Source organism: Planococcus chinensis, assembly GCF_042681545.1.
GTDB lineage: Bacteria > Bacillota > Bacilli > Bacillales_A > Planococcaceae > Planococcus > Planococcus chinensis.
Map to the genome: position 1 here is coordinate 812,116 of NZ_JBHUFW010000004.1, position 25,558 is coordinate 837,673.

Below are 25,558 nucleotides of genomic sequence, written 5' to 3' on the forward strand. Positions count from 1 at the left end.
ATCATTGTGTCACAAGAAGTCGTAATTGTAAGCGCTGTCCGTACAGCAATCGGTTCTTTCGGAGGAGCGCTCAAGGATGTTCCTGCAACAAAATTAGGGGCGATCGTCATCAAAGAAGCTGTCCAGCGCGCAGGGATCAAACCTGAGCAGGTATCTGAAGTCATCATGGGGAATGTGCTTCAGGCAGGGCTTGGGCAGAACCCGGCCCGCCAGTCAGCGATCGAAGCAGGGCTTCCGGAGACCGTTCCGGCAATGACCATCAATAAACTCTGTGGTTCCGGCTTGAAATCGGTACACCTGGCTTTCCAGGCAATTTTTGCAGGAGACGCTGATATCGTCGTGGCAGGCGGCATGGAGAACATGAGCTTGGCGCCATACTTGATGCCAAAAGCACGGACCGGCTACCGCATGGGCGACCAGACTGTGGTCGACAGCATGCTGCAGGACGGCCTGATGTGTGCATTCAATAATTATCATATGGGCGTCACTGCAGAGAACCTCTGCGACCGCTATGAAATCACCCGCGAAGAGCAGGACGAATTTGCTGCGCGTTCACAGGCACGCGCGGCAGCGGCAATCGATTCCGGCCGCTTTGATGATGAAATCGTTCCAGTTGAAATTCCGCAGCGCAAAGGCGAGCCGGTGATCTTCAGTACGGACGAATACGTAAAGCGCGATTCCACTGCCGATAAACTTGGCAAATTGCGCCCAGCATTTAAAAAAGAAGGCAGCGTAACGGCCGGCAACGCTTCTGGAATCAACGACGGAGCGGCCGCTGTTGTCGTGATGTCCAAAGCGAAAGCCGAAGAACTGGGTTTGACGCCGATTGCTACCGTCATCGCGAACGGACACGCTGGCGTAGACCCGGCGGTTATGGGCATCGGTCCGGTGCAAGCGGTCAAGAACGTATTGAACAAAGCGGGAATGGCGATGGCTGATATCGAATTGATCGAAGCCAACGAAGCATTCGCAGCCCAATCAATCGCTGTGGACCGTGAATTAGGATTCAATCACGATATATTGAACGTTAATGGCGGTGCAATCGCACTTGGCCATCCGATCGGCGCAAGCGGCGCCCGTGTTTTCGTCACGCTTCTGCATGAAATGCAAAAACGCGATGTCAAAACCGGACTTGCAACACTTTGCATCGGCGGAGGCCAAGGCGTGGCAACGATCGTAAAACGCCCGTAAGGAGAGAGAGCGATGAGCAAGAAAAAACAGGAAACCGAAAGCAATCTGCCGCAGGATATCCTTGCAAAACTGCAGGCGACGAAAGCGGAACTGCTGAAAGAAGAGCAGCAGCGCGCTGAGGAAAAGCACGCCAAGGAATTGTTCGAACGCAAAGAACGCGAGAAGAACTTGTCGTTTGCTGAGTTGCTTGAGCGGCACGGCGACAAAGGCAATAAATTCTAGAGTGCCAATCGATGCCGATGAGGCCGGAGACTGGGACAATCCCGCAGTCTTCGGCTTTTTTGCGTATAGCCATGGAGCATCCGCTAAAACAGCCTTGTCTGACTCTGACGGAAACTTGAAATAAAAAGAAATTTTGAATTATTATTTTATCTATGGTATAGTGATGCCGACAACATGAATATCGCAATCCACTAGGGGAGCCGGTTACCGGCTGAGACGAGCAACGCTCGGACCCTTTGAACCTGATCTGGATCATACCAGCGGAGGGAAGTGGGCGAATGGATGCTCCTCTCTTTTTTTGTGCAGCTGACAATCGCCGCTTTCCTTTACTGGAAAGCGGTATTTTATTTGCCCAAAAAAGGAGATGGAGAAATGGCTTTTTGCAAAGAGGTACGGTTGGAATGTGATGGATTATGGCAGGCAAGTTTTGAGCATCCGTTTGTAAGAGGAATCGCGGACGGCACGTTGCCGCTGGATGTATTCAAGTATTACGTCATGCAGGACGCCTATTATTTAACCCATTTTGCCAAAGTACAGGCAATCGGAGCGGTTAAGGCGGCGGACCTCGAGACGACGAGAAGCTTCGCGCATCATGCAGAACAGACCTGTGCCGCAGAAATGGCGCTCCACGAATCATTCATGGATTTACTCGGTGTCACAAAGAGCGATTGGGAGTTGTTCGAACCTTCGCCGAGTGCCTATGCCTACGTTTCGCATATGTACCGTTCTGCTGAAGGCGACTTGGCGGATGTACTGGCTGCCATTCTGCCATGCTATTGGCTTTATTTTGAAATCGGGGAGCGCTTGAAAGATGCCGCACCTGGACATCCCATCTACGACCGGTGGATTGGCACATACGGTTCCGAGTGGTTCGGCGAGCTGGTCAATGAGCAGAAAGATCGCATGGACCGGTTGGCAGAAGGGCTTTCTGGAAAACGGCTTAAACAGTTGAAAGACCGGTTCCGCCGGAGCAGCTATTACGAATGGAATTTCTGGCAGCAGGCGTGGACGATGGAAAGCTGGGAAGTTGCGCCGCAAGTGGGAGAGGAGACTGCTTATGTTGAATGAGGTACAGTCAAAGGAGCCGATCATCCATTGCATCACCAACCAGGTCGCCGCAAATTTCCAGGCAAACGGGCTGCTCGCATTAGGTGCATCACCGATCATGGGAGATGCAGTGGAAGAGGCAGAAGAACTGACCCTTTTGGCAGATGCGTTATCGCTGAATATCGGGACACTTTCACAGCGTTCCCTCGACAGCATGCTGATATCGGGGAAAACAGCGAACCGGAAAGGGATACCGGTCGTGCTGGATCCGGTCGGTGCAGGCGCGACACGTTTCCGGCTTTCGGCAGTAAACCAATTGCTTCAACATGTGGAAATCACGTTGCTGCGCTGCAATGCCGGGGAGCTGGCTGCGATTGCCGGAGCCGATTGGCAGGCAAAGGGTGTGGATGCCGGAGCTGGCGATGCCGATATAGAACCCTTGGCAATGGAAGTGGCACGCCGCTATCGATTGGCCGTAGCGGTAACAGGCGAAACGGACCTCGTGACGGATGGCCAAACCGTGGAGTACATCCCCCATGGCAGTCCGAAAATGGCGGAGATAACGGGCATGGGGTGCCTATTAAGCGCAGTCGCAGCTGCTTTCCTTGCATCAGTGGAAGGTCCGCCCATGACGATAGCCGCAGAAGCGCTCCGTTATTACGGCATTGCCGGCGAAAACGCAGCTGCCGAAACACCGGGGCCGGGGAATTTCAGCGCCCGATTTTTGGACCTTCTTGCAAGCACGGAACAGCAGGACATAGATGAAGCAAGCAAAATGGGAGGGATGTTGTATGGGCGCGATTAAGGAAGTGCTAACGATTGCCGGTTCTGATTCCGGCGGAGGCGCCGGGATTCAGGCGGACATCAAAACATTTCAGGAGCTCGGTGTGTTTGGAACTTCTGCCATTACAGCGGTAACGGCTCAAAATACCCAAGGCGTCAGCGGCATTTTCCCGATGGAAAGGGGAACAGTCCGGCAGCAGATAGATGCGGTGGGCAGCGACTTTGAAATTGCAGCAGTCAAAACCGGCATGCTGTTTGATGCCTCGATCATTGAGGAAACGGCTAAAGGAATCCGGAGATATGGATGGAAGTATGTCATTGTCGATCCGGTCATGATTGCAAAAGGAGGGGCTGCACTTTTGCAGGAAGAGGCGGTGGAGGCGATGAAAGCCCAACTTTTGCCTCTCGCCACGGTTATTACACCGAACATCCCGGAGGCGGAAGTGTTGAGCGGCATTGAAATCCGGGATCCGGAAACACGGCTCCTGGCAGCAAAACGTATTCTGGATTACGGAGCGGAGTCGGTCGTCATCAAAGGTGGCCATGGCAACGATCCGGACTTTACCGAGGACTTCTATCTCCACACCGGCGGCGCATCGCTAATGCTGCGCTCAAACCGGATCAGCACCCGTCAGACTCATGGCACCGGCTGCACATTCGCAGCAGCCCTGACAGCTGAAATGGCAAAAGGCGCGCCAATGAACGAAGCGCTTTTCACTGCCAAGCAATTTGTCCAAGCAGCACTTGGCCATCCTTTGAATATTGGATCAGGCCATGGACCGACCAATCACGCAGCCTTCAGAAACTTCAGCGGAAAGGGGGAAGTTCAGCTTGTTTAGCAGACCATCAATTTATTTCATCATGGGTACGTCGAATGCAAAGGAAAAAGAGCCGCATTTTTTGCTTAATGAAGCTTTGGCAGCCGGGATTACCCATTTTCAGCTGCGTGAAAAAGGGGAGACCGCTTTGCGGGGGGAAGCGTTGGAGAAATTCGCCAGGGAATGCCAGGCTCTCTGCACACAGTATGGCGTGCCGTTCATCATCAACGACGATGTAGAACTGGCGCTTGCAATCGGAGCGGACGGCGTCCATGTCGGGCAAGAGGATATGCATTGCGGCGATGTGCGCGCACTGATCGGCGCAGAGAAAGTGCTGGGAGTATCGGTCCATTCCGAGGAAGAAGCCGCACAGGCTATTGCAGGCGGCGCTGATTATCTTGGCATGGGGCCGGTATTCGCTACGATTTCAAAAAATGATGCGAAAGAGCCGGCAGGAGTCAGGAAAATCATAGAAGTGACCAGGAAATATCCCCAGGTTCCAATCGTTGGCATCGGCGGAATCACATCGGAAAACGCAAACGAAGTTTGGCAAGCGGGTGCAGCCGGCATAGCCGTTATATCAGCGATAGCCCAAGCGAGGGACGTTTCCGCAGAAATTGGCCGGCTGCGAGATTCATATGAAAGAGGGCAGATGATATGAAAACGAAAAAGCTCGTCCTGATGGCAATGTTCGTGGCGATTGCAGTAGCAGGATCCGCATTTGTATCGTTTCCTGCCGGAATTGCCCGGGCTTATCCAGTACAGCATGCGATCAACGTGATGGCGGCGGTCCTTTTCGGGCCCATTCCGGCGGTCGTCATCGCTTTCGTGACAGGGGTGGTCCGCGTGTTGACCGGGACCGGCTCCTTGCTGGCATTTCCCGGCGGAATGATCGGCGCTCTTCTGGCCGGTTTGTTCTATATGGGTACCGGGAAACTCTGGTTTGCCGCAGCAGGGGAAATCATCGGCACGGGAATCCTTGCTTCGCTTGTGGCTGTACCGTATGCAAAATTTTTGATGGGCACAGAAAGCGCCGCGTTTTTCTTCATGCCGCCGTTTCTGGTATCAAGTGCTACAGGTGCTGTGTTGGGGGTTCTGCTCGTCTATAAACTGAAGAATGTCTACGTCAAAAGCGAACTTTATTGACGCTGGAGGTTGTCCTCAGGATGTCAAAAAACCTACTATAAAGATACACTTAATAAAAAAACTAAATACACCGCTTCGGGCGCTATGGGCATGGCTCATCCAATGAGCCGGGAAGAACACCCGTCTCATTGCTCCGCCTAGCCCTTGGACGCGCCGGTGCTGGTTTCGTTCTTAAAAAGCTGATAACTATATCCGTTTTCGTACTGCTATCTGAGATATGAAGCAAAACGGCGGAGACGCCCGCAGCAAAGAGATGGCTCTAAGGAAGTTTGAGCCATCTCTTTGCGACGAGCGCATAGCGCGCAGGAGCATACGGTTTTACGAAGCAGTTTTGCGGAATATCGGCTTACTATTTAAAAGGAATTTATCTCATACTTAACATGAAAAGGACAAGCAGCCTGAAGCGGCAGCTTGTCCTTTGCTCATCACTTCATTATTTTAGAAACGACTCTTCAAAAACGGAAAGTAAGTGTTCCAGTGTGATCGGATCGCTGTATGTGGAAGCCTTGGTGTTGATTTCGATGACCTGCCCTTTTTCCACGGCCGGTATATTGTTCCATACAGCTGTTTCCGTGAAAGAGTTATCTACATCCGGGTTTTTGCTGAAGACGATATAGTCCCCGGCAAATTCCGGAAGCGTTTCAGCGGAGAACGTATAGACGCCCGCTTCCAATGCCAATTCCTTCACTTTTTCGGGCATTTTCAAGCCCATGGCCTGATAGAGGATTTCTGTGCCGCGGGCGTAATTATCGCCGAACACGTAAAATTCCTTGTTGCCGCTTTCGATGACAGATACAGTGGCATCTTCGCCGATTTTTGCACGGATCGCTTCACCGGTAGCTTCCGCTTTTTCCGTAAAGCTTGCAACCCAATCCGTTGCTTCTTTTTCTTTGTTCAATAATTTGCCGATTTCAACCTGCTGGTCCAAGTAATCCAGCTTTCCCCATGTGAAAGCGACTGTCGGTGCTATTTCATTCAATTTCTCAAGGTTCTTCATATGTGTACCCGCGATGATCAAGTCAGGGTCCAATTCAATGATCGCTTCAAGGTTGTCTTCAGATACAACTTCTACACCAGCCAGCTTTTCTTCGAAAAGAGGGTTGGTATTCGTCCATTCATCAATGCCGACTACCTGGCCATCCAAAGCCAAGACATTCGGACCGTTAGTTAGTGCGATGATCCGCTGCGGGTCTGCAGGAACCTCGACAGGCCCGGATTCGGACTGGTATGTAATCGTTTCATTTGTTTCTGCTGCTGCTTCTTTCGGAGCCGCCTCACCGTTTCCACAGCCGGCAAGCACGAGCGACAATATAAGCAGGAATGGCAATATTACGTTTTTCATCATGAATGTCTCCTTCTGGATTATCGATATTGATAATCATTTTCAATTGAATGCATCTTTTATACTAGATGAGATGAGAACGGTTGTCAATTAGAATCTGAAAAGCATTAAAACCAAATAAAACCTACATCCTTCTATTTATTCTTGATGCCAAACTTACCTGAAAATCTTCATAGAGAGAACGTTGAATTATTCCAGCTCTTAGGAGTACCATATAATAAGATGGATTAGAAAGCAGCGTTACTAAAAGAAGGACCACACAATAAAATAAGCGACTCTATATCTATTTAAAAAATGAAATGCAGTCCCATTTCTTGCTATGACGGCGTTTGGACTGAACTTGGAGGAGGAAGTCTTTTGTCTTTAAGAGTTGGAGAAATCATTTCTTTTGAACGGACATTCACTAACGAAGAAGTCGAGTTGTTCACGAAGGTCTCGGGCGATGAAGGAATCCATCACATGACGCCCGATGAAAAAGGAAGATTGGTTGTGCAAGGCCTGTTGACGGCGACCTTGCCGACAAAAGTGGGAGGGGAGCATAACGTACTTGCCCGACAGATGGATTTCGTCTTTTTGCGTCCTGTATACACCGAAGACACAATAGTGTGTGAAGTGAAGATTGAACAATACGAAAAGCAAGAGAACCAGCGGACAACTATTGCTGCGTCCTTCACATGTAGAAATCAACATGGAAAAGAAGTGCTGAACGGCCATTTTGCAGGAGTTATCCTATGAATCAAATAGATTCAAAAGACCGTATCCTTGGAGAGGGCGTGTGAAAATGTATGCAATCAGACAAGGCTCTAAGCGCCTCGTGCTGCTATTGCACGAAATATACGGCATTAACGGGCACATGAAAAGCTATGCCGCCCGGTTTGCGGACCTTGGATATGATGCGGTCGTTCCTGACTTGTTAGGTGGAACTGGCCCTTTTCCATATGAACAAGAAAAAAGGGCGTACCAATATTTCATGGAAGAAATTGGCTTTGAATCAGCAGCTGAAAACATAGAGGGTACCATTTTACAATTGCGCAAGGAATATGAGGAAATCCATCTGGTGGGCTTCAGTGTGGGAGCGACAGTCGCGTGGCTGTGCAGCGGATCAGCAGACGTCGAAAGCATGATCGGCTTTTATGGATCGCGCATCCGTGACTTTCTGGACATCGATCCCCGTTGCCGTACCTTATTGATCTATGGAGAAACTGAAAAATCCTTCGACGTAAGAAAGATGGCCGCAAGGTTGGATCAAGATAAGGTGAAATCTGTGCTATTGGCGGCTCGACACGGCTTTGCAGATGCTCAATCACCTCACTATGAGCCATTAAATTGCCGCAAAGCCTGGAAAGCAGTAGAAGAATTCATGAAGTCTTAGGTGGAATTGAGATCAGCAATATCCGCAAAATGGCGGCCGATAAAAACTATGACTTAGAACAAACAAAAAAAGGCTGCCGGCGAAGGCAGCCTTTTTGCCCCGTCATGAAGCCGGGTTTTCCACTCTCCCCATGAAAAGGATGACGCCTGTTTCTGAATCCGTGATGGTGAAAATGAACGGCCGGTTGGCGATCATCCGGAAAGAGTCAGCGGATTCTGATTCTGCGATTGAAACCGAAGTGGCAGCGGCCGCTTCAGTCCCTTTTTCATTAACATCAATGAACGTTTTTTGTTTGACTTCACTGATGTAGAGGCCGCTCGAAGTTTCAAACATATTTGACAGGTCGGCACTCCGGAAAGCTGTTTCCATTCCAAGGCGGGATAACGCCTCGTTTAAAATCACTTCGTATTCCATCTTGAATTTCGGGATCATCAGCGTTCCGTCCTTCGGTTCGAAGCCTTTCATCCATTGATTCCATTTTTCTTCCGTCAGGCCAGACGCCAGTTCATCAAGTTCGGTGCCCGGGGCTGGCAGGAAGATGTTCATGCTCATTTCGCCGTCTCCATACGGCAGCGACACTGCCTGGAAGTCATCCGTTTTCAAATAAGGGAGCCGACTCTGCAAGTTCATGAGCGGCACGTCCGTTGTTGAACCGTCGATTCGTGTAAAAGGCTGTTCCGTTGTTTCTCCTTCAGGAAACGGGTACTGCCAATCCCCTTTGAAGTAGATAGCGTTCAAAAGCATTGCTGCCAAATTCGGACTGAGCGGCTTGGCCGCCATTTTTTTGATTTTGCCGTTTGTTGCGTCACTCACCCATTCGTTGATCCGATCCGCAGAAGCCGGATCTGAAATATCGATTTCTTCGATTTGGGCATTGTAATAATCCCTGCTGCTTTTTGAAAAGCTGTCCAGAAAGCGGTATTCCTCTTTGGCCCAGATCGAATTGGCGATATTCAATTCAATCCCTTCCGGACGGTCCGCAAATTGCATGGAAAGCGAAGCGTTCGCCCGGTTCATCTCTTCCGGGGAGATCCCTTCGGCGCCGAGCACATTGGCAAGCTCATCTTTTGTGGGGCCAGCCGCTCCGTTATAAACCATCGAAAGGGCCATATACAAACTGAGAGGCGAAATGAATTTATTGCCGTCTTCGGTTTGGCTGAGGTCGTCCATCAGCCTGAAGCCAAGCCGGTTGATGGGTCCGGATATTTTTTCGTAATCGTGTTTGCTGTATTCCACGCCGTCAGCTATTGCCATGCCGGGATTGCCATTGCTGGATGAAGAACCGCAGGCTGAAACAATGAGCAAGGTGAGAAGGATAAAGAGCTTTGCTATTTTTTTCACGAAATTCCACCCCTTTATAAAAGTAGACTGGAAAAAAGAAGGAAAAGTTACAGATGTTTTATAAAAAACTACTGGTTAAAAAAGTGCCAAATGCCATACAATGAGCGTACTAAAATATTCTATTTTCGGAATGCCCAAGAAGAGGAGGAGCGAAAATGCATACAATCATACAGGAATTTACGGAAAACGGAAAAACATACCGGATCAGGACAGCCGAGCATCAAGACGCGAAAGAATTATCCGAGGTCCGGCTTCAAATCGACGGCGAAACGCAATACCTGGATCGGGAACAGGGTGAGGCGTTTATCGATGAATCGGGTTTTGAGGAATTGATTGCCCTGGATTCGGAAAATGAAAAAAATCTGTTCTTAGTAGCGCTGGCTGATGGCAGAATCGTGGGATTTTCAAGGTGCGAAGGAAACTCGTTAAAACGGTTTGCCCACAAGGCGGAATTCGGCGTGGGGATTACAAAGGAATATTGGGGATACGGCATCGGAAAAAATCTATTGAATGAAACCATCGCCTGGAGTGAAGCATCCGGCATCCGGAAAATCACTTTGAAAGTGCTCCAACAAAATTCAAAAGCGATTGCACTTTACGAGAAACTAGGATTCAGAAAAGAAGGCCTTCTTGAAAATGACAAGCAACTAGCGGATGGACAATTCCATCATACGGTCATAATGGGCAGGTTCAAATAGCTGCGATCCAGCAAGCTCCATTTCTTAAGCATAATTAAAATCCAACGTTTAAACCAGGGGATGCAAGGGGCATGGATATAGATAGAAAAAAACGGCCTTGAATAGAGGGGGTGAACGGGCCATGTTTGAAATCATGAAAAAGATCGTGAAGATCAACACCCCGAAATTGGTGCTGTTCACGTTTCTGTTTTACCTCGCCAGTGCATTCATCATGTACTTTTTGGAGCCCGATAATTTCCAAACGCCATTTAATGCGTTTTGGTGGGTCATGACAACGGTGACCACAATCGGCTACGGGGACTATGTCCCGAGGACGGTGCCAGGCATGGTATATGGCATGGTCCTGTATCTGATCGGCATCGGATTGATCGGGATCATACTTGGGAAAATCGTGGATTTCTATACTTATTTCGGGAGGCTTAAAATGGAAGGGAAACTGGATTACACAGGAAAAGACCACTTCATCATCATCGGCTGGTCGAAGAGCGTCCAAAAAACCATTGAAGAAATTTTATTGAGCCGGGATATCGAAACGGACGTTGTGCTGATCGACCATGTGCAGGAGGCGCCGTTCCGGCATGACCGGTTCCATTATGTCCAGGGCAACCCGACGGACCAGAAAGTGCTCCGGAAAGCCGGCATAGACACTGCCCGCTCAGTGTCGGTTTTTGCGCTCGACAACTCAAGCGATGTGTTAAAAGACGGGCGGACGCTGCTCATCGCTTCTGCTATTGAACGCTATGCCATCGAACATCAGAAAAAGATCTACACAATCGCGGAAATATCGCATCAGGACCATATCGGCATGTTCCAGCATGCCGGCGTGAATGAGTTTGTTCTTTCCAATGAAGCCTTTCCGCATTTGATGGCCAAAGCATTGCTTCACCACGGATCGACTCGTCTGTTTATGGAAATGTTGAACCACACGTACGGGGAAAACATCTGGGAAATCAAGCCGGTTTCTTCCTGGAGAACATACAGGGAAGCATTCGATGCCTTGCGCGAGCAAGGCGCCAACCTGATTGCCGACGGCTCAGATTTTACCATCATCCGCAGGCTGGATGACCCGATTCCACCTGATGCCCGCCTTTACATCCTGACAGATGAAACGTCCTATAATAATTTAACGCTGAAGGAATAGAACGGAGGAGAGGCAAAGCTGGAAGTAGCGCTTCGCCTGTCCTATCCTCCAGCTCACAAGATGTACGAAAAGAGAAAAGCAGAAGGGTTGACTTCATTAAAAACCTTATGATATGATTATCTCGAATTAAAGATATTATTTAGAAGAGAAAACAAATGCAAGACTTAAAATTTTTTAACTATATATCTCGAATTCGAGATATAAATTGCCGATTAAAGGAGCGAATTTCAATGAACGAAATCAAAGGGATCCACCACGTTACTGCCATCACCAGCAGTGCAGAAAAAAACTATGAGTTTTTCACTTACGTCCTGGGAATGCGGCTTGTCAAGAAAACGGTCAATCAGGACGATATCCAGACGTACCATCTGTTTTTTGCAGACGACAAGGGATCGGCCGGAACCGATATGACATTCTTCGACTTTCCGGGCATCCAGAAAGGGGTGCACGGAACGAATGAAATTTACAAAACGGCGTTCCGGGTGCCGACAGATGCAGCATTGGATTATTGGGTCAAGCGATTCGATAAATACGAAGTGAAGCACAAAGGCATTCAGGAGCTGTTCGGCAAGAAGACCCTGTCCTTCACCGATTTTGATGATCAGCAATACATGCTGGTGTCGGATGAATTCAACCAAGGCGTGGCATCGGGCACCCCTTGGCAAAACGGGCCGGTTCCTTTGGAATTTGCAATTACCGGCCTTGGCCCGATCCATATCCGCATCGCTCAATTCGATTACTTGAAAGAAGTGTTGGAAAAAGTGATGATGATGCGCGAAACGGCAAAAGAAGGCTCGCTGCATCTATTTGAAGTCGGCGAAGGCGGCAACGGCGCTCAAGTGATCGTAGAATACAATACGGTGTTGCCGGCTGGCCGCCAAGGGTTCGGCACTGTCCACCATGCGGCATTCCGTGTGGCAGACACAGATGCTTTGAACGAATGGATCAACCATATGCAGGCAGCCGGTTTCGGAACTTCCGGCTATGTGGACCGCTTCTTCTTCGAATCGCTTTACGCACGGGTGGCACCGGGGATCTTGTTTGAATGGGCTACGGACGGTCCGGGCTTCATGGGAGACGAACCTTACGAAACAGTCGGCGAGAAATTATCACTTCCGCCATTCTTGGAATCCAAACGCGCACAGATCGAAGGCATGGTACGCCCGATCGATACTGTGCGAAGCACACGGACATTCGAAAAAGAATATTTGTAAAAAGGAGATAGTCAAAATGGGGTTTTTCGGTAAATTATTCGATACACAGCAACAGCCACAACAAGAGGAGGAAACACATATGACAAAATTGAACATCGGCATCATCTTGGGATCAACACGCGAAGGGCGCCTTAGCCCGCAAGTCGGCGAATGGGTCAAGGAATTGGCAGATCAGCGCGGCGACGCAAACTACACGGTCATTGACATCGCTGATTACAAATTGCCCCTTCTGGGCGAAAACGGCGTTGATGCAAGCGGTGCTGCCGATTGGTCGAAAGCGGTCGCTTCACAGGACGGCTTTGTCTTCATCACACAGGAATACAACCACTCCATCACGGGGTCGCTGAAAAACGCACTCGACTATTTGCGTGCGGAATGGAACAACAAGGCAGCCGGCATCGTATCTTACGGTTCTGTCGGCGGAGCGCGTGCAGCTGAACACCTGCGCGGCATCCTTGGGGAACTGTCAGTCGCAGACGTCCGCGTACATCCGGCATTGTCGCTGTTCACGGACTTCGTGAACGGAGCGGAATTCAAACCGGCAGCTGTACAGGCTGATTCAGTCAATCAAATGCTGGACCAGGTGATTCCGTGGTCTAAGGCATTGAAGACCATCCGTTAAAATTTCAGAATAACAGCAAGGAAAGGAAGGCGCCGGTAATCCGGTGCTTTCCTTTTCTTGCTTTTTTTGCGTTATCGAAGGCAGCAGAAATAAAGCATGGCTCTATACAGGTGTTATTGGTAATATATAGAAAAACGATTTTGACAGGTCAGTTTAAAAATTTTATTGCAGATCTTCTGCTCCTGCTGGTTCCGAAATGTACAATGAAAGGGCTATTTAAATAAAGCTGCGTACTTTTTTAATTTATTGCCAAAGTGAGTTGAACTTTTTCGGAAGCCGAGGGTCTAATGTATAAGAACTGGGAAATTGAGGTGTCAGAATGGATGAACATGAGCTGAACCGAAGGGCAATTGCTGGAAATGATGAAGCTTTCCTGGCATTGATGCACTTGCATAAAGAAGCGCTGCTGCGGATGGCGTTGGCTTTTTTGAAAAATGAGCATGATGCGCTCGAAGCGCTCCAGGAAGTGACATACCGGGCGTATAAGAAAATACATACAGTCAAACAGCCGGATTACCTGAAGACCTGGCTGATCCGCATCATGATGAATTACTGTAACGATCATTTGAAAAAAAACAGGCGGCTGGTGTTCGGTGAAGCGGACAAAGAGGCTGGAAGCAATATGCCTGACGGGCTTGAGATTGCGGAGGCGCTCAGCTGCCTGCCATTAGCTGAACAGCAGCTGATTCACCTGAAGTATTTCCAGGACGTCAAAATCAAAGACATTGCAGCCATGGAAAACATTCCGGAAGGAACCGTAAAATCGCGGCTCCATAAAACGCTGCGGACTTTGCGCGGCCATTTTACTGAAAAGGAGGCGGCGGACCATGTTTGAGCGGGAAGAACAACAGCTGGCAGCCTACCGGAAGGAAATTGAAAAGATCCATTTGCCGTTGGATGGTGCAGACGACGCCATAGCTTCGGGAATCCAAAAAGCCAAAAAGGAGCAAAAAAAACGGGTATTGGCAAAGCGCAGTTTTTGGAGTCTGGCAACTGCAGCCATTGCCTTGATCGTGCTCGTTTCAACAATACGGGCATCGCCCGCATTTGCACAGACGGTTTCTGAGATTCCGGGCATTGCCGGACTTGTTGAGATGATCCGGAACGATAAAGGTCTTGCCTCCCTTATCGAGAACGACTACTATCAGGAAATCGAAGCTTCACAAACCGTAGACGGGCTGACGCTCGCCATCAAAGGGGCGATTTTGGATGAATCGGGAATGAACATCTACTACAAAATCAGTTCCGTTGAACCCTTGGAGGGATTGGCCCTCGGCAAGACCGAAATCGAAAACAAGATGCCCATTCCGCCCAGCAGCATTTCCATGGGCGCAGGCGAAGCGGTAGGAAGCGAATACAGCGATTATGTCGCGTTCCATTTCGAGGAACCGATCCGATTTGAGGAGCTGGACTTCACCTTCAAATTGGATGTAGGCGTCGAAGGAAAAAGTGTACAGTTTGCGGTGCCATTCAAGCTTGGTGAAAATGTCCAACATGGCCAGAAATTCGTGTTGAATGAAAACGTCGAAATCGAAGCGCAAAAAATGACCATCCATGAAGTGACAATCCACCCGCTCCGGACAGAAGTGCTGATCTCTTTCGATCCAGCCAATTCAAAAAAGATTCTTCATTTCGAAGATCTGCGCCTGGAAGATGAGAATGGGGAAATCTGGGGTACGGCAAGGAATGGCAGGAGCAGCCACGGCGAGCCTGGCGAAAAGATGGTCTACTATCTGCAGAGCAATTATTTTAAAAAGCCGGAAGAACTGCACCTCCGCTTCAACGAACTGCAGGCTGTCGATAACGGAGAGGCCTCATTGCTTGTCGACATGGAAAAACAGCAGCTGCTGCAGAGCCCCGGGGACGGACAGCTGAAATTGGCGGAAGCGGACAAGAACACCATCCGATTTGTCCTGAATGGGTTGCCGGAGAAGGAATTCAATTATGGGTTGATTTCAGAAATTGTTGATGCCGATGGCAAGAAGATTCACGTATCTTCTGAATCCATGGCTTTCAAGGAAAACAATGACCGCGAATGGTTGATTGAACTTGAGAATGTTCAGTATAAAAATCCGATAAAAATGAAACTTTTTGCTTATCCTTCCTATATAAAAGGAGAAGCAGACATTGAGTTGGAACGGTGATAATTACAGAGCAGGCTGGCCAAAACTGGGCTACGCCTGCTTTTTGCTTGCTAAAAATACAATTTAAGAGGTGCGGGTTGGGCGTAATGTCATATCGAGAAAAGAAGAATTAAAATATGTGAATATTTATCTAGTCATGTTGGCATGGTTATAGTATATTTACAATAAATATTTGTTTTATAATGGATAAAAATTTGAACAACAAAAGGGGGCTCTTTTGATGGCTAAAAACGTCGTTTTTTCTTTGATTCTTTTAGGGCTGCTGGCAAGCGGATGGGCGATTATGTATTTTCAGTTTCCATATTACCAAATCACCTTGGCGGTGGGCGCATTATCGCTGCTCTTGATGACGCTGCTGCATGAACGGTTCGTCTTTTTATATGCGGTCATCGTAGCGTTGGCTTTGGGTGCGTTTTTGACGGCGGAGGCATTCAACCAGAATCTTGAATCGGCCACACAGGTTCAGTATATGTACAGCCACTTGCTATTCACAGCTTTTCTTCTGTTGTTCTGGATCCTGTTGAACATCCTTAAAAATACCGGTTATGAAAACAGTGAATTGAAGGCCCAAGTGCAATTGCTGCAAAAATACAACGGGAAGACTCAGGTCCTTACGGTTGCCGAATTCAAAGAACAAGCGACTTGGCTCCTGAAAGCGAGTGAACGGAACGGAGAGGAAGCCTGGCTTTTGAAAATCAATTTAGCCTATCCGAATCGCCGGACCAAAACAAACCTGATGGAAATGTTCGAAACAGCCGCTCTCCGGACCATCCGTCATAAATTCGATCTGGTCACCAGCGACAGCGGAAGCATCTTTTTGCTGCTGAAAAACACCCATGCCCAGGGCGTGGAAAGAGTATTGGAACGGTTTTGGGAAAAAGCGCAGAAGGATGTGGCATTCCAAGAGCCGCCATTTACCACAGAAACGGGACGTGTGGCCGATGTGAAACAATTGGCCCGACTGATGGGTGAAGCGTGATGATGGCCCTCATGATGTTCATCATGGGTTTCTTCTGGCTGCTTCTTTTATTTTATTCGGTACTGACCGTTTCCGGTGTCTGGTACCGGGTTTCTTCTAAGCCAGCCCAGGCTCTGGAAAATTACCCGAGCGTTGCTGTTCTGGTGCCGGCGCGTAATGAGGAGATCGTCCTCGAGGATACGCTCCGCGCCATGGGACGGCTTCGCTATAAAGGAAAGATGGAAGTCTTTTTGCTTGATGATAATTCACGGGACGGTACGGCAGCGATCGCCAAAGAATTCGCAGAGGTGTTTTCAAAGATCCATTACATTCCTGTGCCGCCGGGAAAACTGTCCGGCAAATCGCGTGTCCTGAATTACGGGCTCGGCATTTCCGATTCGGAGTATTTTGTCGTCTACGACGCAGACAACGAACCAGAACCGGACGCGGTAGAAAAATTGGTGGAAGCCGCTGTCGCGGTGAAAAATGCTGCAGGAGCGGTGGGATATGTCAAGACGAAAAATGCAGATGCCAATTTATTGACCAGCATGATCGCTTTGGAATTTCAAGTGTTTCAATTGCTGATGCAATGCGGCAGGTGGGCTTTCTTGAAGCTCGGGTCATTGGCAGGCACCAATATGCTGTTGAAAAGATCCATCATCGAAGAGCTGGGCGGCTACGATGAACATGCGCTCGCGGAAGACGCAGAATTGACGGTGCGGCTGTCGGCAGCAGGCTATGTTCTGCCGGTCGTGCCAGAATCCCGCACTTGGGAACAGGAGCCGGAACAGTTCCGGACGTTCATCAAACAACGCACGCGGTGGCTGACGGGCAATATCTATCTGCTTGAGAAATCACTGAGCGAATTTGGCCATTGGAAAGGCAAGACGTTTTTCCTGTCGTTGCAGCATGTTCTGACTTACTTGGTATTTGTCGTCGTCCTGCTGTTTTCGGATATCTTCTTCATCATGGGCCTTACGGGGCAGAAGCTGCCGCAAGCGGAAGTGCCGATGCTGATGCTTTGGTTTATGAGCTATTTTGTCTACACGACCCAATTATTAAGCGCGCTCGTCGTGGACAAAAACGTCTCGCCGAAGAATGTTATGCTTGTATTCATAATGTATTTCACCTATGCCCAATTGTTCATCGTCCTGCTGCTGCGGAGTTTTGCGCTTTATCTTTGGAGCCGGTTCAAAGGGCAGGCCATCAGCTGGGATAAAACAAAGCGCTTTAAAGGCGTAGGCTGATGAAGAAAAGCATGCTTTGCCTGTCGGCATTGCTCGTTCTGTTAGGAGGGTGCGGCATCGAACCCACATATAAGACAACCGTAAAAGATTTTATGGACGAAAAAGGACTGATCCGCTCTTATGCTCACGATGAAGGCTCCGGGCATTTATCCGAAAGTATCGGGCTTTATATGGAATACTTGGTTGGAGCTGAAGAGGAAGATTCATTCAGGGAGCAAGCGGAAAAGCTTGAACGTCATTTTGCAGCTAAGAAAGAAGGCGATGTTTTTATCCGCTGGCAATTGGCTGAAGGCACGCAGGTCAATGCGCTGATCGATGACTTGCGGATCATCAGTGCATTGGAAGCCGCTAGTGAAAAGTTTGGAAACGAGGACTATGCCTTGACTGCTAAAAGGCTTGAGGAGTCGATAGCGCGAAAGCAGACAAGGGATGGCTATCTGCATGATTTCTACGATTGGAAATTGGAACTGCCGGCAGAACGCATAACACTCAGTTATTTGATCGATGGGAAAGCCGTCCCGGAAGAAACCCTGGACCTATTGCGCCAGGCTGACGGCGAGCCTGTTTTTTTCCCGGAATACTACGATTATAAAAAGAGCTCCTTTATAGAAGCGGCAGAGATCCATATGATCGATCAATTGCTGATCGCGCTTAATCGGGCAAAAATCGGTGTGAAGTCAGCGGAGTTTGACAGATGGCTCGCCGCCGAGTGGAAGTCGGAGAAAAAGCTTTACGGCAGGTATAACCGCAAATCAGCCGAACCGGCTGTGGAGTATGAATCGCTGGCGGTCTATTCTTACTTGTACGACTATTTTCATGCAATCGGCGAAACGGGACCGGCAGATGAAGTATTCAGGTACGCAGAGAAACTGGCTACGAATGACCTGCTGGAAAAATCCCATTTTTTCGATTACATCCATTACCAGCGCATGCTGCAAAAACATAAAACGGAGGAATGAGGACGCCAAAGGCAGCCTTCATTCCTTTTTAAATTTTGACCGGGAAGAAATGAATAGCGAAAAAAGCGGTTATCCCAATAAAGATAATGAACCAACCGCATTTGAATGAATGTTACACTGGTATCAGTAAGATATTGTAAAAAGTTCCATTGAAAAATGGCGGAATTGCCAAAAAGGAATGGTTGATATGAAATCGGGCAAATGGCTGGATGCCGCAATGTTTCCCGCAATCCCCTGTAATCTGGAACGCCTTTATAAACATCTGCATGGGAAAACGATTCTGATCACCGGTGCAAGCTCGGGCATCGGCAAAGAACTGGCGCTTTTGCTGGCGGATGCGGATGTCCATCTTGTCTTGACGGCCCGCCGGGAAGCGCTGCTAACGGACCTTCAGAAAGAAATAGCCCCTAAAGCTGCGAAAGTGACGGTGATCCCGGCCGATTTGCGGGAAGATGCGGGGCTTGAAAAAGTGTCAGCCGGGCTCCATGCGCTGCCTGAAGGCCTCGATGTTATGGTCAGCAATGCGGGACTTTCGATCAACCGCAACATCTTCCAATCGCTGGACCGGCCGCATGACTTCAGCCGGACGATGGCAATCAATTATTTTGCGCCGGTCCGGCTGCTTCTATCAGCTATTCCGCTACTGGAGAAAAACAACGGACACATCCTCAATGTATCGACGATCAACGCGTTGATGACCCCCATGCCCGACTGGGCGGCATACCAGGCGTCGAAAGCGGCGTTTGACACATGGCTCAGGTCAGCTGCACCGGAACTGAAGCAACGGGGCATTTCAATTTCGAGCGTTTATTTGCCGCTGGTCCGGACGCCGATGATCGAACCGACCCGGAACTACCGGAACGCACCGGCATTAACTGTCAACCATGCGGCCGGTCTCATTGCTAGAACACTGTATACGCAGAAGCGCACGGTCCGGCCGTGGTGGATGCTTGCTGCCGGAGCGGCATCGGTTTTTGTTCGGCATGCGCCGACATCGGCACAAGGAGGGAATGCCCATGGCCGCGATTGATCTCCTGAAAGTGATGCGCAAAATCGGTTTTCTGTCGCCAAAAGGCTTCATGCGGTTTATCGTTTCGGTAGGGCGGGACGGCATCAATATCATGCTGTTATTGACAATGGCCGCTCTTGTTTACGGAAACAAAACCGCTTTGATCGCCGGAGGAGAAAGCCTGACGTACAGCCAATTAAAGCGGCGCAGTGAAACCTTGGCCTACGGACTTAGTGAAACATTCGGGTTGGGCAAGGGAGCCAAAACGGCTTTTCTTTGCCGCAACCATGCAGTGATGATCCAAGCGCTTTTTGCTGCTTCACGGACCGGCTCAAGCCTCTATTTATTGAATCCGGATATGAGCCAGCGGCAGTTCGATGCGCTGGCGGCTGAACATGCGTTTGACCTGTTGATCTACGATGCGGAATTCCAATCACTTGTCCACGGGTCGCCTTATGGGAAAAAGACATTGGTGAGCAGGCATCCCGATCTGCTGTCAGCGGAAGGATTGGCGAAGGAAGAACGGAAAGGCTCTGCGCGCTTGAAAAGGGCATCGGCAAGCCGCATTGTCCTGTTGACGGGCGGCACAACCGGAAAACCGAAGGAAGCAGTGCACCGGCCGTCACTGTTCCATTACTTGAATCCTTTCTCTGAATTGATGGCAAAACTTGAGCTCCAAAAAAGGGGAGCCGCTTATATTGCCACGCCGATTTTCCACGGATACGGCATCGCCATCCTGCTCACGATGCTGGCGCTCGGGAAAAAAGTGGTTATCGCTGAGCGCTTCGACGCAGCGACAGCCTGCACATTGGTCCACCGGCATGCTGTGGACGTCATTACGGTAGTGCCGGTGATGATAGGAAAAATGCTGGAGGGAGGACCGGAAAAATTGGAGACATTAAAATGCATCGCTTCCGGAGGGGCGGTTCTGAATCCACGACTCGCCAAAGGAGTGGCAGATTCGCTTGGGGACGTGCTGTTCAATTTATACGGAACATCGGAAGCGGGATTGAATCTTATTGCCGGTCCGCAAGACTTGGCCAATAACCCTGCCACTGTCGGCAAAAGCATCCGGGGGACCCAAATGGCGGTCCTTGAAAATGGAATGGCCAAAAAGCCTGGTGAAATCGGCCAATTATGCGTGCGAAATAGCTGGTCGATGAACAACCGCAAAAGCGGCTGGATCCAAACGGGCGATCTTGGCTGGCGTGACGGAAAGGGCTTTTATTATTTAGCCGGAAGAACGGATGACCTGATCATTTCGGGAGGCGTCAACATCTATCCGGCAGAAATCGAGCAGGCTCTCCTTGCCCATCCATCCATTAAAGATGCGGCTGTGGTCGGTGTCCCTGAAGAGCGGTACGGTGCAATTGTGAAAGCGTTCATCCAAAAAACCGAAGGGTCCACGCTGGATCAGCGTGCGGTAGTAGAATGGCTGCGGCCGATGCTCGCGACATACCAGCTGCCGCGGTCGGTGGAATTCGTCAGCGAACTCCCTTACACAGACATCGGCAAATTGAATCGGAAGATTTTGAAGGGAACCGGACAAAGAAAGGAAGTGGATCAGGGATGACAGAAAAGGAGAAAATGCTGGATGGCCGCCTGTATGATGCAAAGGACGAAGAACTCACAGCCCTGCACCGGCACGCTCGTCAGGTGCTGTCTGAGTTCAACCGGGAGCTGGTGGAGGACAGAAGTGTTCTGTTGAAGGGGTTGTTTGCGGGAACGGGTGAAAACTTCACAATCAAGCCGACCTTCAATTGCGATTACGGCTTCAATATCGAAGTCGGCGAAAACTTCTTTGCGAATTACGATTGCATCATTTTGGACGTCTGCAAGGTGACCATCGGAGACAATTGCATGATGGGGCCGCGCGTCTGCATTTATACAGCAACGCATCCCTTGGACGCAGATATCCGCAATTCCGGACTGGAATATGGCAAACCGGTGGTGATCGGGGACAATGTCTGGCTCGGAGGAAACTGCGTCATTGCTCCCGGTGTGACCATCGGGCATAACGTGGTGGTGGCCGCTGGCGCAGTTGTCACCAAAAACGTGCCAGATAATGCCTTGGTTGGCGGAAATCCAGCACGGATCATCAAAATGATCGAGTAGCTCCCCTCACTTTTCGAGCGGAAGCTTATCTTTTTTCCACCGGTCCATCCCGCCTGAAAGATGCGAGAGGTCACGGAACCCCATCTTGGCAAGGCTGTGCGCCGCAGCTTGGCTCCGGTGGCCAGTTTTGCAGATCAAAACGACGGGGGTGTCCGGGTTTAGCCCCTCAACGGCGACCGTTTCTTTGCCGAGCGGAAAGGACCGTGCACCCTGGATATGCCCGGCAGTATATTCCATCCCTGTCCGGACATCAATGAGGACGGGCTTCTGTGCACCATCTATTTTTTGCAGGAGCGCTGCAGGTTTTATTTCCTTTAATCCGGCCGGCTTCCGGAAAAGATTCAGCAAGTTCATGTTCTACCACTCCTTTTTCTAAAATGATTGCTTAACGCTAGTATACTTCGCGGAGAAACAGAGGGAAATGGCTGTGCTTATACATATGAAAGTAGGATTAGAATAAAAAATAATAAACATTCAAATTATTAGTTGCATTTTGCAAGTAATGAGGATACACTGTTTTTGAGGTGATCGACATGAATGAAAAAAGAGAAGTGTTCCAAAGTTTGTTCAAGCGGTTCGGATTGCTGAACCGCAATTGTTGTGAAGCGGACGAGTTGGACATCAGCATGAACCAAAGCCAGATCCTCTATGAAATTGAAAAGAGGGAGTCGCCTTCGATGCAGGAAATTGCTGAATCGCTCGGCACGGATATCTCGACATTCAGCCGGCAAGTGCAAACCCTAATTAAGATGAAGCTGGTGACAAAAACGCCTTCTGCTGCAGACCGCCGGATTTATATTTTGGCGCTGACCGAAACGGGCCAGGCAACAGCCCGTAAAATCGGCGGGGAAATGGAAGCGCACCTGGAAGAGATCTTTTCAGGGATGAATGCATTCGAACAGGAAACGGTCATGCGTTCCTTAAAGCTGCTCAATGAAGCGATGGCCAAATCGAGCGTTTGCTGCAAACCGATCTTTTAAATCCATTCAATTAATAGTTGCAATTATCAAGTAATCAAACAGGAGGGAATTAAAATGGAAAATCAAACTTCTTGCTGTTCAACGGTTTCTGTACCAGTTCATTTCGAATTGCCGAAAAAAGCGGAATCGAATCTGCCGGTCATTGTCATTGGCGGAGGTCCGGTAGGGCTGGCGGCAGCTGCCCATTTGGCCAAAGCGGGGCAGCGCTTCATGGTTCTGGAAGCCGGGCCGGCCATCGGCCACAACGTCAGCCAATGGGGCCACGTCAGGCTGTTCTCGCCTTGGCGATTCAACATTGATAAAGCTGCACAAGCACTGCTCGAAAAGTCAGGATGGACGGCGCCGGAGGCAGACAGGCTGCCGACCGGGAATGAACTGGTTGAATCGTATCTCCTCCCGTTGGCAGGAGTGCCTGAACTCAAACCGTTCATCCGGACCAATGCCAAGGTGGTGGGCGTCGGCAAAAAAGGCCATGACAAAATGAAGAATGGCGAACGCAGCAGCATGCCGTTTATTGTCCTGTTTGAAGGGGAAGATGGCTTGGTGGAGCGCATCGAAGCGAAAGCGGTAATCGACACAAGCGGGACATGGAACCAGCCGAATCCGGCAAACGCTTCGGGAATCTGGACGCAGCAGGAAAAAGAGCTGCAAGACAAAATCGTCTACAATATAGCGGACAATCAAACCTTCTCAGGGGAGAGATTCAGCGGCAAGCACATCGTTGTCGCCGGAGGCGGCCATTCCGGAATAAACACGATTTTGGAGCTTTCGGAACTGGAAGGGGTTAAAATCAGCTGGATTCTGCGGAAAAAACGAGTTGAAGAAGCCTATGGCGGAGAAGAAAAAGATGCGCTGGAAGCGCGTGGGCAGCTCGGCGCACGCATCCACGAGCTTGTGGATTCAGGGGAAGTGGACGTCTATACCCCGTTCCGGATCGAACAGGTCCAAAGAAGCGGGGAAGGGATTTCCATCGAAGGAGAATGGAAAGGCGAACGCTTTGTGATCCCTGCAATCGACAAACTCTTTGTCAATGCAGGGAGCCGGCCGGACTTCTCGATATTGAGTGAAATCCGTCTGGACATCGACCCGGTGACAGAAAGCACTGCAGCGCTCGCGCCGCTGATCGACCCGAACCTGCATAGTTGCGGTACGGTCCGCCCGCATGGGGAACGCGAGCTGCGGCAACCGGAAAAGAACTTCTACATTGCCGGCATGAAAAGCTATGGGCGTGCACCGACATTCCTGATGGCAACCGGCTACGAACAAGTCCGTTCAATCGTTGCTTATCTCTCAGGCGACCTCGAAGCTTCACAAAAAGTGGAGCTGGAACTGCCGGAAACCGGCGTCTGCAGCATAAGCCGGAGCCCTGCAGCAACTGCTTGCTGTTAATGGCGCGATCCATTGACTAACAGCTGGATTAAGCTCAGCCCAGGGATCTTTCCCCGGGCTTTTTTCATTTGGCAGGAATAAAGAGGCAGATGGGGGAATAAAGTAAGAAGAAGGAAAAGAACAACGGAGGGATGAATTGAGTGTATTCACAATCACTGGGCTGCTCTTTATGCTGATCATTTATGCAGCAATCAGCTATTTCTATTTGAACAAAAAGCTGGGCATCAAGCCCAGAAGGATCGGCATGTTCCACCAGGACCGGAAAAAAGGGTTCATATTGATAGACGGCATGATCCTGATCCTTTTTATAGCTGCAATGTTTGATATAAGTGCTGTGGAAGGAACGGAAAAGGTGGCTGCATTGAATCCAGCTACGCCTTTATTCGGTTTGTTTTTCCTGCTTGGGATTGTCCATGCGGCCGAGGAGTGGATAACCAACCGGAAAGCCAAAGCGTATTATTATGAACTGCTCGGTTCCGCTGTGATAGCGGCCGTGTTTTTGATTATAATGAGTGAAGTAAGCTGACTCTTCAGGAGGGGAAAGGCTTCGTTCAATCTGCGATAGGAAACCTTCTTTTCAGATAGACCGAAGCGGCAAAAACCAGAAGAGCCAGCAATGCAGAGAACCCTAAGGAAGCGGCCTCGCCCCATTTTTCGATGATCATGGTGTAGACAATCGGGGAGGCGGCCGACAATAGAAAACTCGGAATCAGCAATTTGCCGACGAACACCCCGTAAGTTTGATGGTCGAAAAGCACGAGCGGCAAGGTGCCGCGGGAAATGGTCAGCAATCCGTTGCCTGCACCGAACAAAAAAGCGAAGATGAATGCCGCCAGGACCGCTTTTCCGCTGGCGATGCCGAGGATGAAGCAAAACGGCAAAATGGCAGAAGCAAAGATGGTCAAGGTGAACGGATGGATCCGCGCACCGAAAAGCACTTCGCATACCCGGGCCAAAGACTGGCCGATGCCGCGTAAAGTCGATGCCCAGACAGAGACGGCTGCAGCAATGCCAAGGCCTGCCAAAATATTGATCATATGGGCAGACATGCCGGAATTGAGGAAGTTCAGCACCATGAAAATGAATGCGTAGACAGCACCGGCAATTGCCAGCTCACGCCCTTCTTTTGCTGGGGCGTGACGGGGCGACGGAGCTGCACCGCCTTCATGCCGAGGTTCCGCAAATTTAGCTTGAGGGATTGCCAAATGGAGCGGCACGGTCAATAGCGCAAAAAGGGCGTACACCAAAAGGGCCTGCCGCCAGCCGAAAGCACCGGCCAGAAAAAAGCCGATTGGCCAAAAGACGGTAGAGGCGAGTCCGCCAAGGAGCGTAATCTGGGAAATCGGCCGCTTCGCGCCTGCACCGCCGATCCGGGCCAAGGCTGCAAAAGCTGCATCGTAGAGAGTCAGGCGCATCGCGATCCCGAGAATAACCCATGAAACATAATAGGCGGCAATCGAATGCGAAAAGGCGATGCCGAGGCAACCCGCCGCCATTAATACGGATCCAGAAGCCATGACCAAACGGCCGCCATGAACATCAATCAGCCTGCCGGTTGCCGGCGACGTGATGGCCATGACAACCAGTGCTGCAGAAAAACCGCCATATACGAGCGTGCCGCTCCAGCCGAGGTCTTCTGCAATCCTTTCTCCGAAAGCGGCGATCAGATAATAGGATATCCCCCAGCAGATCAGCTGCGAAAAACCCAGGAGCACAACGGTTTTCCTTGTAATCATAACGGCACACCTCCTTTAGATACATAATATTATAGATGAACTTTTTCTTTTCATTACAATTTTTTTGCACGATTTTACACAAAA

Annotated in this window: 28 protein-coding genes and 1 riboswitch; of the genes, 24 read left to right on the forward strand and 4 right to left on the reverse strand. The window is 49.8% G+C overall.

Features of this window, described 5'->3' with window-relative positions; genetic code table 11:
• Window positions 1-6 precede the first annotated feature (6 nt).
• The 7 genes from ACFSDB_RS06295 to thiW all read left to right on the forward strand — a co-directional run bounded on the left by ACFSDB_RS06295 (window position 7) and on the right by thiW (window position 5,207).
• The gene (locus ACFSDB_RS06295; RefSeq protein ID WP_204892430.1) at window positions 7-1,191 is read left to right on the forward strand and encodes an acetyl-CoA C-acetyltransferase; all 1,185 of its coding nucleotides are present in this window, start codon (window positions 7-9) and stop codon (window positions 1,189-1,191) included.
• A 12-nt stretch (window positions 1,192-1,203) separates the two neighbouring features.
• Window positions 1,204-1,413 (forward strand): YqkE family protein, encoded by a 210-nt coding sequence (locus ACFSDB_RS06300; RefSeq protein WP_204892429.1) that lies wholly within the window; start codon window positions 1,204-1,206, stop codon window positions 1,411-1,413.
• Between the two features lie 183 nt (window positions 1,414-1,596).
• A riboswitch (TPP riboswitch) is annotated at window positions 1,597-1,699 on the forward strand.
• 86 nt (window positions 1,700-1,785) lie between these two features.
• Window positions 1,786-2,481, forward strand: a complete 696-nt coding sequence (tenA, locus tag ACFSDB_RS06305) for a thiaminase II (protein WP_204892428.1) — start codon at window positions 1,786-1,788, stop codon at window positions 2,479-2,481.
• Window positions 2,471-3,265 (forward strand): hydroxyethylthiazole kinase, encoded by a 795-nt coding sequence (thiM, locus tag ACFSDB_RS06310; RefSeq protein WP_204892427.1) that lies wholly within the window; start codon window positions 2,471-2,473, stop codon window positions 3,263-3,265. The genes tenA and thiM overlap by 11 nt, the downstream gene beginning before the upstream one ends.
• The gene (gene thiD, locus ACFSDB_RS06315) at window positions 3,252-4,082 is read left to right on the forward strand and encodes a bifunctional hydroxymethylpyrimidine kinase/phosphomethylpyrimidine kinase (RefSeq protein WP_204892426.1); all 831 of its coding nucleotides are present in this window, start codon (window positions 3,252-3,254) and stop codon (window positions 4,080-4,082) included. The genes thiM and thiD overlap by 14 nt, the downstream gene beginning before the upstream one ends.
• Complete coding sequence (thiE, locus tag ACFSDB_RS06320) at window positions 4,075-4,722, forward strand: thiamine phosphate synthase (RefSeq protein WP_377339441.1); 648 nt, start codon at window positions 4,075-4,077, stop codon at window positions 4,720-4,722. The genes thiD and thiE overlap by 8 nt, the downstream gene beginning before the upstream one ends.
• A complete protein-coding gene (thiW, locus tag ACFSDB_RS06325; protein WP_204892424.1) occupies window positions 4,719-5,207 on the forward strand; it encodes an energy coupling factor transporter S component ThiW in 489 nt (162 codons plus the stop codon). Before thiE ends, thiW begins: the two co-directional genes overlap by 4 nt.
• A 433-nt stretch (window positions 5,208-5,640) precedes the next feature.
• Here the strand turns inward: thiW and ACFSDB_RS06330 are convergent, their stop codons facing one another.
• Complete coding sequence (locus ACFSDB_RS06330; RefSeq protein ID WP_204892423.1) at window positions 5,641-6,549, reverse strand: iron-hydroxamate ABC transporter substrate-binding protein; 909 nt, start codon at window positions 6,547-6,549, stop codon at window positions 5,641-5,643.
• 357 nt (window positions 6,550-6,906) lie between these two features.
• On the opposite strand from ACFSDB_RS06330, the gene ACFSDB_RS06335 reads away from it, so the two are divergent.
• Complete coding sequence (locus ACFSDB_RS06335; protein WP_204892422.1) at window positions 6,907-7,284, forward strand: hotdog family protein; 378 nt, start codon at window positions 6,907-6,909, stop codon at window positions 7,282-7,284.
• A 46-nt stretch (window positions 7,285-7,330) separates the two neighbouring features.
• On the forward strand, window positions 7,331-7,921 hold the full coding sequence (locus ACFSDB_RS06340; RefSeq protein ID WP_204892421.1) for a dienelactone hydrolase family protein: 591 nt from the start codon (window positions 7,331-7,333) through the stop codon (window positions 7,919-7,921).
• 102 nt (window positions 7,922-8,023) lie between these two features.
• On the opposite strand, the gene ACFSDB_RS06345 is transcribed toward ACFSDB_RS06340, so the two are convergent.
• Window positions 8,024-9,262 (reverse strand): serpin family protein, encoded by a 1,239-nt coding sequence (locus ACFSDB_RS06345; protein WP_204892420.1) that lies wholly within the window; start codon window positions 9,260-9,262, stop codon window positions 8,024-8,026.
• Between the two features lie 155 nt (window positions 9,263-9,417).
• Here ACFSDB_RS06345 and ACFSDB_RS06350 point away from each other — a divergent pair, with 155 nt between their 5' ends.
• The 12 genes from ACFSDB_RS06350 (at window position 9,418) to ACFSDB_RS06405 (ending at window position 21,369) form a co-directional block, all read left to right on the forward strand.
• Window positions 9,418-9,960 (forward strand): GNAT family N-acetyltransferase, encoded by a 543-nt coding sequence (locus ACFSDB_RS06350; protein ID WP_204892419.1) that lies wholly within the window; start codon window positions 9,418-9,420, stop codon window positions 9,958-9,960.
• Window positions 9,961-10,081: 121 nt separating this feature from the next.
• Window positions 10,082-11,101 carry a potassium channel family protein gene (locus ACFSDB_RS06355; RefSeq protein WP_204892418.1) on the forward strand — a complete coding sequence of 340 codons (1,020 nt, stop codon included), beginning with the start codon at window positions 10,082-10,084 and terminating at the stop codon, window positions 11,099-11,101.
• A gap of 230 nt (window positions 11,102-11,331) precedes the next feature.
• Entirely contained in the window at window positions 11,332-12,315 is a 984-nt protein-coding gene (locus ACFSDB_RS06360; RefSeq protein ID WP_204892417.1) for a ring-cleaving dioxygenase, read from the forward strand.
• Window positions 12,316-12,331: 16 nt separating this feature from the next.
• The gene (locus ACFSDB_RS06365; protein ID WP_204892416.1) at window positions 12,332-12,937 is read left to right on the forward strand and encodes an NADPH-dependent FMN reductase; all 606 of its coding nucleotides are present in this window, start codon (window positions 12,332-12,334) and stop codon (window positions 12,935-12,937) included.
• Window positions 12,938-13,256: 319 nt separating this feature from the next.
• Window positions 13,257-13,772: a sigma-70 family RNA polymerase sigma factor gene (locus ACFSDB_RS06370; protein ID WP_204892415.1), complete on the forward strand. Its 516-nt coding sequence runs from the start codon at window positions 13,257-13,259 to the stop codon at window positions 13,770-13,772.
• Window positions 13,765-15,081 (forward strand): DUF4179 domain-containing protein, encoded by a 1,317-nt coding sequence (locus ACFSDB_RS06375; protein WP_204892414.1) that lies wholly within the window; start codon window positions 13,765-13,767, stop codon window positions 15,079-15,081. The genes ACFSDB_RS06370 and ACFSDB_RS06375 overlap by 8 nt, the downstream gene beginning before the upstream one ends.
• Before the next feature lie 220 nt (window positions 15,082-15,301).
• Window positions 15,302-16,060: a hypothetical protein gene (locus ACFSDB_RS06380; protein WP_204892413.1), complete on the forward strand. Its 759-nt coding sequence runs from the start codon at window positions 15,302-15,304 to the stop codon at window positions 16,058-16,060.
• Window positions 16,060-17,286 carry a glycosyltransferase family 2 protein gene (locus ACFSDB_RS06385; protein ID WP_204892412.1) on the forward strand — a complete coding sequence of 409 codons (1,227 nt, stop codon included), beginning with the start codon at window positions 16,060-16,062 and terminating at the stop codon, window positions 17,284-17,286. Before ACFSDB_RS06380 ends, ACFSDB_RS06385 begins: the two co-directional genes overlap by 1 nt.
• Complete coding sequence (locus ACFSDB_RS06390; RefSeq protein ID WP_204892411.1) at window positions 17,286-18,245, forward strand: hypothetical protein; 960 nt, start codon at window positions 17,286-17,288, stop codon at window positions 18,243-18,245. The genes ACFSDB_RS06385 and ACFSDB_RS06390 overlap by 1 nt, the downstream gene beginning before the upstream one ends.
• 187 nt (window positions 18,246-18,432) lie before the next feature.
• Window positions 18,433-19,275, forward strand: a complete 843-nt coding sequence (locus tag ACFSDB_RS06395; protein ID WP_204892410.1) for an SDR family NAD(P)-dependent oxidoreductase — start codon at window positions 18,433-18,435, stop codon at window positions 19,273-19,275.
• Window positions 19,262-20,827, forward strand: coding sequence for an AMP-binding protein (locus tag ACFSDB_RS06400; protein WP_204892409.1), 1,566 nt, complete (start codon window positions 19,262-19,264; stop codon window positions 20,825-20,827). The genes ACFSDB_RS06395 and ACFSDB_RS06400 overlap by 14 nt, the downstream gene beginning before the upstream one ends.
• Window positions 20,824-21,369, forward strand: a complete 546-nt coding sequence (locus ACFSDB_RS06405) for a sugar O-acetyltransferase (protein ID WP_204892408.1) — start codon at window positions 20,824-20,826, stop codon at window positions 21,367-21,369. The genes ACFSDB_RS06400 and ACFSDB_RS06405 overlap by 4 nt, the downstream gene beginning before the upstream one ends.
• Window positions 21,370-21,375: 6 nt before the next feature.
• On the opposite strand, the gene ACFSDB_RS06410 is transcribed toward ACFSDB_RS06405, so the two are convergent.
• On the reverse strand, window positions 21,376-21,723 hold the full coding sequence (locus ACFSDB_RS06410; RefSeq protein ID WP_204892407.1) for a rhodanese-like domain-containing protein: 348 nt from the start codon (window positions 21,721-21,723) through the stop codon (window positions 21,376-21,378).
• A 179-nt stretch (window positions 21,724-21,902) separates the two neighbouring features.
• On the opposite strand from ACFSDB_RS06410, the gene ACFSDB_RS06415 reads away from it, so the two are divergent.
• From ACFSDB_RS06415 to ACFSDB_RS06425, 3 genes are all read left to right on the forward strand, one after another.
• Window positions 21,903-22,349 (forward strand): MarR family winged helix-turn-helix transcriptional regulator, encoded by a 447-nt coding sequence (locus tag ACFSDB_RS06415; RefSeq protein WP_204892406.1) that lies wholly within the window; start codon window positions 21,903-21,905, stop codon window positions 22,347-22,349.
• A gap of 54 nt (window positions 22,350-22,403) precedes the next feature.
• Window positions 22,404-23,738: an FAD-dependent oxidoreductase gene (locus ACFSDB_RS06420; RefSeq protein WP_204892405.1), complete on the forward strand. Its 1,335-nt coding sequence runs from the start codon at window positions 22,404-22,406 to the stop codon at window positions 23,736-23,738.
• A 136-nt stretch (window positions 23,739-23,874) separates the two neighbouring features.
• Window positions 23,875-24,264: a DUF4181 domain-containing protein gene (locus ACFSDB_RS06425; RefSeq protein WP_204892404.1), complete on the forward strand. Its 390-nt coding sequence runs from the start codon at window positions 23,875-23,877 to the stop codon at window positions 24,262-24,264.
• Window positions 24,265-24,289: 25 nt separating this feature from the next.
• Here the strand turns inward: ACFSDB_RS06425 and ACFSDB_RS06430 are convergent, their stop codons facing one another.
• Complete coding sequence (locus tag ACFSDB_RS06430) at window positions 24,290-25,474, reverse strand: MFS transporter (RefSeq protein WP_204892403.1); 1,185 nt, start codon at window positions 25,472-25,474, stop codon at window positions 24,290-24,292.
• Window positions 25,475-25,558: the final 84 nt, after the last annotated feature.

What these genes read in the sequence shown, in the direction of transcription:
- ACFSDB_RS06300 (WP_204892429.1), top strand. Translation starts at nt 1,204, where the DNA reads ATGAGCAAGAAAAAACAGGAAACCGAAAGCAATCTGCCGCAGGATATC.
- tenA (WP_204892428.1), top strand. Translation starts at nt 1,786, where the DNA reads ATGGCTTTTTGCAAAGAGGTACGGTTGGAATGTGATGGATTATGGCAG.
- thiM (WP_204892427.1), top strand. Translation starts at nt 2,471, where the DNA reads ATGTTGAATGAGGTACAGTCAAAGGAGCCGATCATCCATTGCATCACC.
- thiD (WP_204892426.1), top strand. Translation starts at nt 3,252, where the DNA reads ATGGGCGCGATTAAGGAAGTGCTAACGATTGCCGGTTCTGATTCCGGC.
- thiW (WP_204892424.1), top strand. Translation starts at nt 4,719, where the DNA reads ATGAAAACGAAAAAGCTCGTCCTGATGGCAATGTTCGTGGCGATTGCA.
- ACFSDB_RS06330 (WP_204892423.1), bottom strand. Translation starts at nt 6,549, where the DNA reads ATGAAAAACGTAATATTGCCATTCCTGCTTATATTGTCGCTCGTGCTT.
- ACFSDB_RS06340 (WP_204892421.1), top strand. Translation starts at nt 7,331, where the DNA reads ATGTATGCAATCAGACAAGGCTCTAAGCGCCTCGTGCTGCTATTGCAC.
- ACFSDB_RS06350 (WP_204892419.1), top strand. Translation starts at nt 9,418, where the DNA reads ATGCATACAATCATACAGGAATTTACGGAAAACGGAAAAACATACCGG.
- ACFSDB_RS06355 (WP_204892418.1), top strand. Translation starts at nt 10,082, where the DNA reads ATGTTTGAAATCATGAAAAAGATCGTGAAGATCAACACCCCGAAATTG.
- ACFSDB_RS06360 (WP_204892417.1), top strand. Translation starts at nt 11,332, where the DNA reads ATGAACGAAATCAAAGGGATCCACCACGTTACTGCCATCACCAGCAGT.
- ACFSDB_RS06365 (WP_204892416.1), top strand. Translation starts at nt 12,332, where the DNA reads ATGGGGTTTTTCGGTAAATTATTCGATACACAGCAACAGCCACAACAA.
- ACFSDB_RS06370 (WP_204892415.1), top strand. Translation starts at nt 13,257, where the DNA reads ATGGATGAACATGAGCTGAACCGAAGGGCAATTGCTGGAAATGATGAA.
- ACFSDB_RS06375 (WP_204892414.1), top strand. Translation starts at nt 13,765, where the DNA reads ATGTTTGAGCGGGAAGAACAACAGCTGGCAGCCTACCGGAAGGAAATT.
- ACFSDB_RS06380 (WP_204892413.1), top strand. Translation starts at nt 15,302, where the DNA reads ATGGCTAAAAACGTCGTTTTTTCTTTGATTCTTTTAGGGCTGCTGGCA.
- ACFSDB_RS06385 (WP_204892412.1), top strand. Translation starts at nt 16,060, where the DNA reads ATGATGGCCCTCATGATGTTCATCATGGGTTTCTTCTGGCTGCTTCTT.
- ACFSDB_RS06390 (WP_204892411.1), top strand. Translation starts at nt 17,286, where the DNA reads ATGAAGAAAAGCATGCTTTGCCTGTCGGCATTGCTCGTTCTGTTAGGA.
- ACFSDB_RS06395 (WP_204892410.1), top strand. Translation starts at nt 18,433, where the DNA reads ATGAAATCGGGCAAATGGCTGGATGCCGCAATGTTTCCCGCAATCCCC.
- ACFSDB_RS06400 (WP_204892409.1), top strand. Translation starts at nt 19,262, where the DNA reads ATGGCCGCGATTGATCTCCTGAAAGTGATGCGCAAAATCGGTTTTCTG.
- ACFSDB_RS06405 (WP_204892408.1), top strand. Translation starts at nt 20,824, where the DNA reads ATGACAGAAAAGGAGAAAATGCTGGATGGCCGCCTGTATGATGCAAAG.
- ACFSDB_RS06410 (WP_204892407.1), bottom strand. Translation starts at nt 21,723, where the DNA reads ATGAACTTGCTGAATCTTTTCCGGAAGCCGGCCGGATTAAAGGAAATA.
- ACFSDB_RS06415 (WP_204892406.1), top strand. Translation starts at nt 21,903, where the DNA reads ATGAATGAAAAAAGAGAAGTGTTCCAAAGTTTGTTCAAGCGGTTCGGA.
- ACFSDB_RS06420 (WP_204892405.1), top strand. Translation starts at nt 22,404, where the DNA reads ATGGAAAATCAAACTTCTTGCTGTTCAACGGTTTCTGTACCAGTTCAT.
- ACFSDB_RS06430 (WP_204892403.1), bottom strand. Translation starts at nt 25,474, where the DNA reads ATGATTACAAGGAAAACCGTTGTGCTCCTGGGTTTTTCGCAGCTGATC.